General features: G+C 72.9%; 7 protein-coding genes. 4 read left to right on the top strand and 3 right to left on the bottom strand.

Annotated features, from left to right (window positions below; genetic code table 11):
- The 3 genes from VIB11_RS12440 to VIB11_RS12430 all read right to left on the bottom strand — a co-directional run.
- Positions 1-631 (bottom strand): ADP-dependent NAD(P)H-hydrate dehydratase (locus VIB11_RS12440; protein ID WP_332031548.1); only part of this gene is annotated, 631 nt, incomplete at its 3' end.
- Complete coding sequence (locus tag VIB11_RS12435) at positions 621-1,391, bottom strand: histidine phosphatase family protein (RefSeq protein WP_332031547.1); 771 nt, start codon at positions 1,389-1,391, stop codon at positions 621-623. The genes VIB11_RS12440 and VIB11_RS12435, both read right to left, overlap by 11 nt.
- Positions 1,392-1,437: 46 nt before the next feature.
- A complete protein-coding gene (locus VIB11_RS12430) occupies positions 1,438-1,878 on the bottom strand; it encodes a nitroreductase family deazaflavin-dependent oxidoreductase (protein ID WP_332031546.1) in 441 nt (146 codons plus the stop codon).
- Positions 1,879-2,061: 183 nt separating this feature from the next.
- Here VIB11_RS12430 and purS point away from each other — a divergent pair, with 183 nt between their 5' ends.
- Genes purS through VIB11_RS12410 form a run of 4 tightly spaced genes read left to right on the top strand, consistent with a single transcriptional unit; the run spans position 2,062 to position 5,723 of the window.
- The gene (gene purS / locus VIB11_RS12425) at positions 2,062-2,346 is read left to right on the top strand and encodes a phosphoribosylformylglycinamidine synthase subunit PurS (RefSeq protein ID WP_332031545.1); all 285 of its coding nucleotides are present in this window, start codon (positions 2,062-2,064) and stop codon (positions 2,344-2,346) included.
- Entirely contained in the window at positions 2,343-3,026 is a 684-nt protein-coding gene (gene purQ, locus VIB11_RS12420) for a phosphoribosylformylglycinamidine synthase subunit PurQ (protein ID WP_332031544.1), read from the top strand. The genes purS and purQ overlap by 4 nt, the downstream gene beginning before the upstream one ends.
- Positions 3,023-5,338: a phosphoribosylformylglycinamidine synthase subunit PurL gene (purL, locus tag VIB11_RS12415; RefSeq protein ID WP_332031543.1), complete on the top strand. Its 2,316-nt coding sequence runs from the start codon at positions 3,023-3,025 to the stop codon at positions 5,336-5,338. The genes purQ and purL overlap by 4 nt, the downstream gene beginning before the upstream one ends.
- A 22-nt stretch (positions 5,339-5,360) precedes the next feature.
- Positions 5,361-5,723, top strand: coding sequence for a sterol carrier family protein (locus tag VIB11_RS12410; protein ID WP_332031542.1), 363 nt, complete (start codon positions 5,361-5,363; stop codon positions 5,721-5,723).
- The last annotated feature ends 8 nt before the right edge of the window (positions 5,724-5,731 follow it).

The raw sequence follows: 5,731 nt of genomic DNA, 5'->3' as shown, positions 1-5,731 counted from the left end.
AGGCCTCGCCGGCCAGCCGTCGTGCGGAGTCCAGGGGGTCGTCCTCGGCGTCCTCCTGCCCCACACCCTCCTGCCCCGCGCCGAGGGTCTGGGCGAGCTCGGCCGGGTTCACCGTCAGGATCGCCCGGCCGTGGAGGTGGGCGAGGCCGTCGCGGTGACGCCCGACGTAGGCCGACGCCAGCGCGTCGAGTACGAGGGGGCACCGCAGGCGTGGGACCACCTGGGTCAGGAGCCCGACGGTCGCGTCGACGTCGGAGAAGCCCGGCCCCAGGAGCACGGCATCCGCGCCCTCGGCCAGCTCCGCGATCCTCCCCGCGCCCGAGGACGCGACGTTGCCGGCGTGGTCCGTCCGCAGGGGCGCCACCAGGGCCTCGGGGACGGCCACGGCCAGAGCCGAGGCGACCGGCGCCGCCGTCGCGATCTGGAGCTTTCCCGCGCCCGCCCGCAGCGCCGCCTCGCCCGCGAGGAGCACTGCCCCCGGGGTGCTGGCGGTACCGCCCAGCACGAGCAGCCGCCCGCGGGACTCCTTGTCCTTGCCGGGTGCCGGCAGTGGCCACTCCTGCAGGAGCGACGGCGTGATCTCCGCCGGTTCGCCGGCCTGCCGGCGCGCGCCGCTCAGGTCAGCGGGCATGGTTCGACTCCCGCGACCGCGACGGCTCGGCGGTCGTGGGGGCGGAGCCCTCGACCGCCGAGGTGTCGGCGAACCGCACGAGCTCGAGCCCGCTCCCGCCACCGGCCCGGTAGGTGGTGAGGGAGCAGTTCGGCAGGTCCGTGGTGCTGTCGATCTCGAGCAGCTCCTGCTCGGTCAGGTCCTCCAGGACGTACCGGAAGCTCATGATCACTGCCTGGTGGGTGAACAGCCAGACCCGCTTCCCCTCGTACCCCTCGCGCAGGTCCGCCAGCAGCGAGCGGACGCGCAGGGTGACGTCGCACCAGCTCTCGCCGGACGGGGGTGCGTAGTAGAACTTGCCCACGTGGGACTGGCGCTGCGCCTCGGAGGCGTACTCCTCGCGGATGCCCGCCGACGTCAGCCCGTCGAAGACACCGAGGTCGCGCTCGCGCAGGCGCTCGTCGAGGACCAGCTCGTGCGCGGAGCCCCACGCCTCCACCGCCGCTGCAGCGGTCTCCGCGGCCCGGCGGTAGGGCGAGCAGACGATGAGGTCGGGGGCCCCGCCGACGTCTCCGGCCCGGAGGAAGGCGCCCAGCGCCCGGGCCTGCTCGCGGCCCGTGTCGGACAGGGGCGTGTCCGCGTCGCGGAAGTCCAGGTCGAGCCGGGCCGCCCCGCGACGGCCGGCCTCGGAGGCCGCGAGGTTACCCACACTCTGTCCGTGCCGGACCAGCACCATGTGGCTCGGCCACCTCGACGAGACGATCAGCTTTCCCCTGGGCATCCCCCCATGCTGGTGCAATCCGCCTCGGTCCGCTCGCTGCGCCGGGTCACTCCGGCAGCGGCGTGAGCAGGGCGAGCGGCATGGTCCGTCCCGACTTCCTCTCGTAGTCCGCGAAGCGGGGGACCTGCGCCACGACGACCTCGCGGAAGGCGGTGTCCCGCTCCTCGCCGGCGAGCACCCGCGCGCTGGCCGGGAAGGTGGTGCGGCCGACCTGGACCATGGCCACCGGCGCCTTCCGGAGGTTCTTGAACCAGTCGGGGTCGTGCTCCATGCCGCCGCCGGACCCGACCACGAGGTAGCCGCCCTGGTGGTCGAAGTAGCCCACCGGCGTCGTCCTGGCGCGGCCCGTCCGGCGGCCCGGCACGGTCAGCAGCAGGACCCGGACGCCCCCGGCTCCCCTGCCCCCGAGGCGGCCGCCCGAGCGGCGGTACACGCCGACACCGATGCGGTTGGCAGTGGACATCACGCGGTGCATGACCGTGCTCATCTCGGACCTCCCACGCCGCGGGTCCCGGACCTCCGCCGACAGCGACAGTCTCCCACCCGACCCACGTCCGGGGCACGGCCGCGGGGGGCTCTGTCCGCGGGGCGACCGCGCGGCATACCCGGCCTGTGGGCCTCGATAGACTGCGGGAGCCTTCTTCCCTGCCACGCCCCAGGAGACACCCGAATGGGCCACGTCGTCATTGACGTCATGCTGAAGCCAGAGATCCTCGACCCCCAGGGACAGGCCGTGAACGGCGCGCTCCCACGGCTGGGCTTCGAGCAGTTCACCGACGTGAGGCAGGGCAAGCGCTTTGTCCTGAGCGTCGACGGGGCGGTCACCGACGAGGTGCTCGCCGCCGCGCGGGAGGCCGCCGAGACGCTGCTCTCGAACCCCGTGATCGAGGACGTCGTCTCGGTCCGGGCGGAGCAGGACGACTCCGGCGTCCGGGCAGAGGACCCCGACCAGTGAAGGTCGGGGTCGTCACCTTTCCGGGGTCCCTCGACGACCGCGACGCCGCACGGGCCGTCCGCGCCGTCGGTGGCGAGTCGGTCAGCCTCTGGCACGGCGACGCCGACCTCAGGGGCGTCGACGCGGTCATCCTGCCCGGCGGTTTCTCCTACGGCGACTACCTGCGCTGCGGGGCCATCGCCCGCTTCGCGCCGGTCATGGAGGCCCTCGTCCCGGCGGCCCGGGGTGGCCTGCCGGTGCTCGGGATCTGCAACGGCTTCCAGGTGCTCTGCGAGAGCCACCTGCTGCCGGGCGCGCTGATCCGCAACGACCACCGCAAGTTCAACTGCGTCGACACCCGGCTGCGGGTCGAGAACGCCTCCACGCCCTGGACGTCCGACTTCGAGCAGGGCCAGGAGATCACCATCGTCCTCAAGAACGGCGAGGGCGGCTTCGTGGCCGACGAGCGCACCCTCGACGAGCTGGAGGGGGAGGGTCGCGTGGTGTTCCGGTATGCCGTGGAGCCGGGTGGGCGCAACCCCAACGGCTCGTACCGCGACATCGCCGGCATCAGCAACGAGCGCGGGAACGTCGTCGGCCTCATGCCGCACCCCGAGCACTGCGTCGAGGAGGGCTACGGCCCGAGCCTCGACGGCCTCCCGTTCTTCACGTCCGTCCTGAAGCAGGTGGTGTCCGCGTGACCGCGCAGACCAGCACGACCCCCGCCCACGCCCCGCACGTCGACACGGTCGAGCACGCCGGGGCGACCCCCGACCACGAGCAGCCCTGGGTCGAGCTCGGGCTGAAGCAGGACGAGTACGTGCGGATCCGTGAGATCCTCGGCCGCCGTCCGACGAGCGCCGAGCTGGCGATGTACTCCGTCATGTGGTCCGAGCACTGCTCGTACAAGTCGAGCAAGGTCCACTTCCGGCACTTCGCCGAGAACACCACCGACGAGATGCGCGAGAAGCTGCTCGTCGGCATCGGCGAGAACGCCGGGGTGGTCGACATCGGCGACGGCTGGGCGGTGACCTTCAAGGTGGAGTCGCACAACCACCCGTCCTACGTCGAGCCCTACCAGGGTGCGGCCACGGGCGTCGGCGGCATCGTGCGCGACATCATGTCGATGGGTGCCCGGCCGATCGCGGTCATGGACCCGCTCCGCTTCGGCAACCTCAACCACCCTGACACCCAGCGCGTGCTGCCCGGCGTCGTCGCCGGGGTCGGCGGCTACGGCAACTGCCTCGGCCTGCCCAACATCGGCGGCGAGGTCGTCTTCGACGACTGCTACCAGGGCAACCCGCTCGTCAACGCGCTCTGCGTCGGGGCGATGCGCCGAGAGGACATCCACCTCGCGAAGGCCTCCGGGGCCGGCAACAAGGTCATCCTCTTCGGGGCCAAGACCGGCGGCGACGGCATCGGCGGCGTCTCGGTGCTCGCGTCCGAGACCTTCGAGGAGGGCGGGCCGGCCAAGCGGCCGGCCGTCCAGGTCGGCGACCCGTTCGCCGAGAAGGTCCTCATCGAGTGCTGCCTCGACCTGTACAAGGCGGGTGTCGTCGACGGCATCCAGGACCTCGGCGGTGCCGGGCTCTCCTGCGCCACCAGCGAGCTCGCGTCCAACGGCGACGGCGGCATGCAGGTCGAGCTCGACCTCGTGCCACTGCGCGACTCCTCCCTCCGGCCCGAGGAGATCCTGATGTCGGAGAGCCAGGAGCGGATGATGGCCGTCGTCGAGCCGTCGAGGCTCGACGAGTTCCTGGCGATCACCGACCGCTGGGACGTCGAGGCCACCGTCATCGGTGAGGTGACCGACGGGGCGCACCTCGTCATCACCTGGCACGGTGAGGTCATCGTCGACGTCCCGCCGCGCTCGGTGGCCCACGACGGCCCGGTCTACCACCGCCCGCTGGAGCGGCCGGCGTACCTCGACGCCCTGCAGGACAACGGGACCCACGCTCTTCCGCGCCCCACGAGCGGCGAGGCGGTCAAGCACGACCTGCTCACCCTGCTCGCGTCACCTAACCTCTGCGACAAGTCCTGGGTCACCGACCAGTACGACCGCTACGTCCTCGGCAACACCGCGCTCGCGATGCCCGACGACGCCGGGGTCGTGCGTGTCGACGAGGAGAGCGGCCGCGGGGTCGCGGTCAGCACCGACTGCAACGGCCGGTTCGCCAAGCTCGACCCGTATGCCGGTGCACAGCTCGCGCTCGCCGAGGCCTACCGCAACGTGGCCACGGCCGGGGCGACCCCACTGGCCATCACCGACTGCCTCAACTTCGGCTCGCCGGAGGACCCGGGCGTGATGTGGCAGTTCGAGCAGGCGGTCAAGGGCATCGCCGAGGGCTGCCGCGAGCTCGGTGTCCCGGTCACCGGCGGCAACGTCTCGTTCTACAACCAGACCGGCGACGTCGCGATCCACCCGACCCCGGTCATCGGCGTGCTCGGCGTGATGGACGACGTCGCGCGCCGCACCCCGTCGGGCTGGAGGACGCCCGGCCAGGTCGTCTACCTGCTCGGCACGACCCGCGACGAGCTCGATGGCGGCGAGTGGTCGCACGTGCTGCACGGCCACCTCGGCGGGCGCCCGCCGCGAGTCGACCTGGCGGCCGAGAGGCTGCTCGGCGAGATCCTCGTCAACGCCAGCCGCGACGGGCTCGTCGACGCCGCCCACGACCTCTCTGACGGCGGCCTCGCGATCGCCCTCGCCGAGGCCACCCTGCGCCACGGCGTGGGCGCGCGGGTCTGGCTCGACGCGGTGTGCGAGCGCGACGGGATCGACGCGTTCACCGCGCTGTTCAGCGAGTCGACGGCCCGCGCGGTCGTGGCCGTTCCGCGCTCGGAGGAGGTGCGGTTCACCGACATGTGCACCGCCCGCGGCCAGGTCCACGCCCGCATCGGCGTGGTCGACGACCAGACCGACGGCATCGACGTGCAGGGCCAGTTCGCGGTGAACCTCGCGGAGCTGCGCGAGGCCCACACCCGGACCCTGCCGGCCGTCTTCGGCGCCTGAGCCGCGGAGGGCACGAGCCCGTATGCCGCCACGCCGCCGGGTCCCCGTCGAGTCGGGGGCTGCCGCCGTGCGCCAGTGGCGTGACGAGGACGGCGCGGTCGAGCGCGCCGTCCTCGCCACCGCCGTGCGCTACTCGCTCGAGGAGCTCGCCCAGCGGGCCCCGGGCCGCAGCGTCGAGGTGCGGGTGCCGCCCTTCGGAGCCGTGCAGTGCATCGCCGGCCAGACGCACACGCGCGGCACGCCGCCCAACGTGATCGAGACGGACGCCGCGACCTGGCTCGCGCTCGCGGTCGGCGTCCTCGGCTGGGAGCAGGCGTGGGAGTCGGGTGCCCTGCGGGTGAGCGGGCACCGCGCGGACCTCGCCCCCTACCTGCCTCTCGTCTGACAACGGCG

Source organism: Pedococcus sp., from assembly GCF_036554925.1.
GTDB lineage: Bacteria > Actinomycetota > Actinomycetes > Actinomycetales > Dermatophilaceae > Pedococcus_A.
The sequence above is the reverse complement of the archived record's forward strand: the minus strand, read 5'-3'. Positions and strand labels throughout refer to the sequence as shown.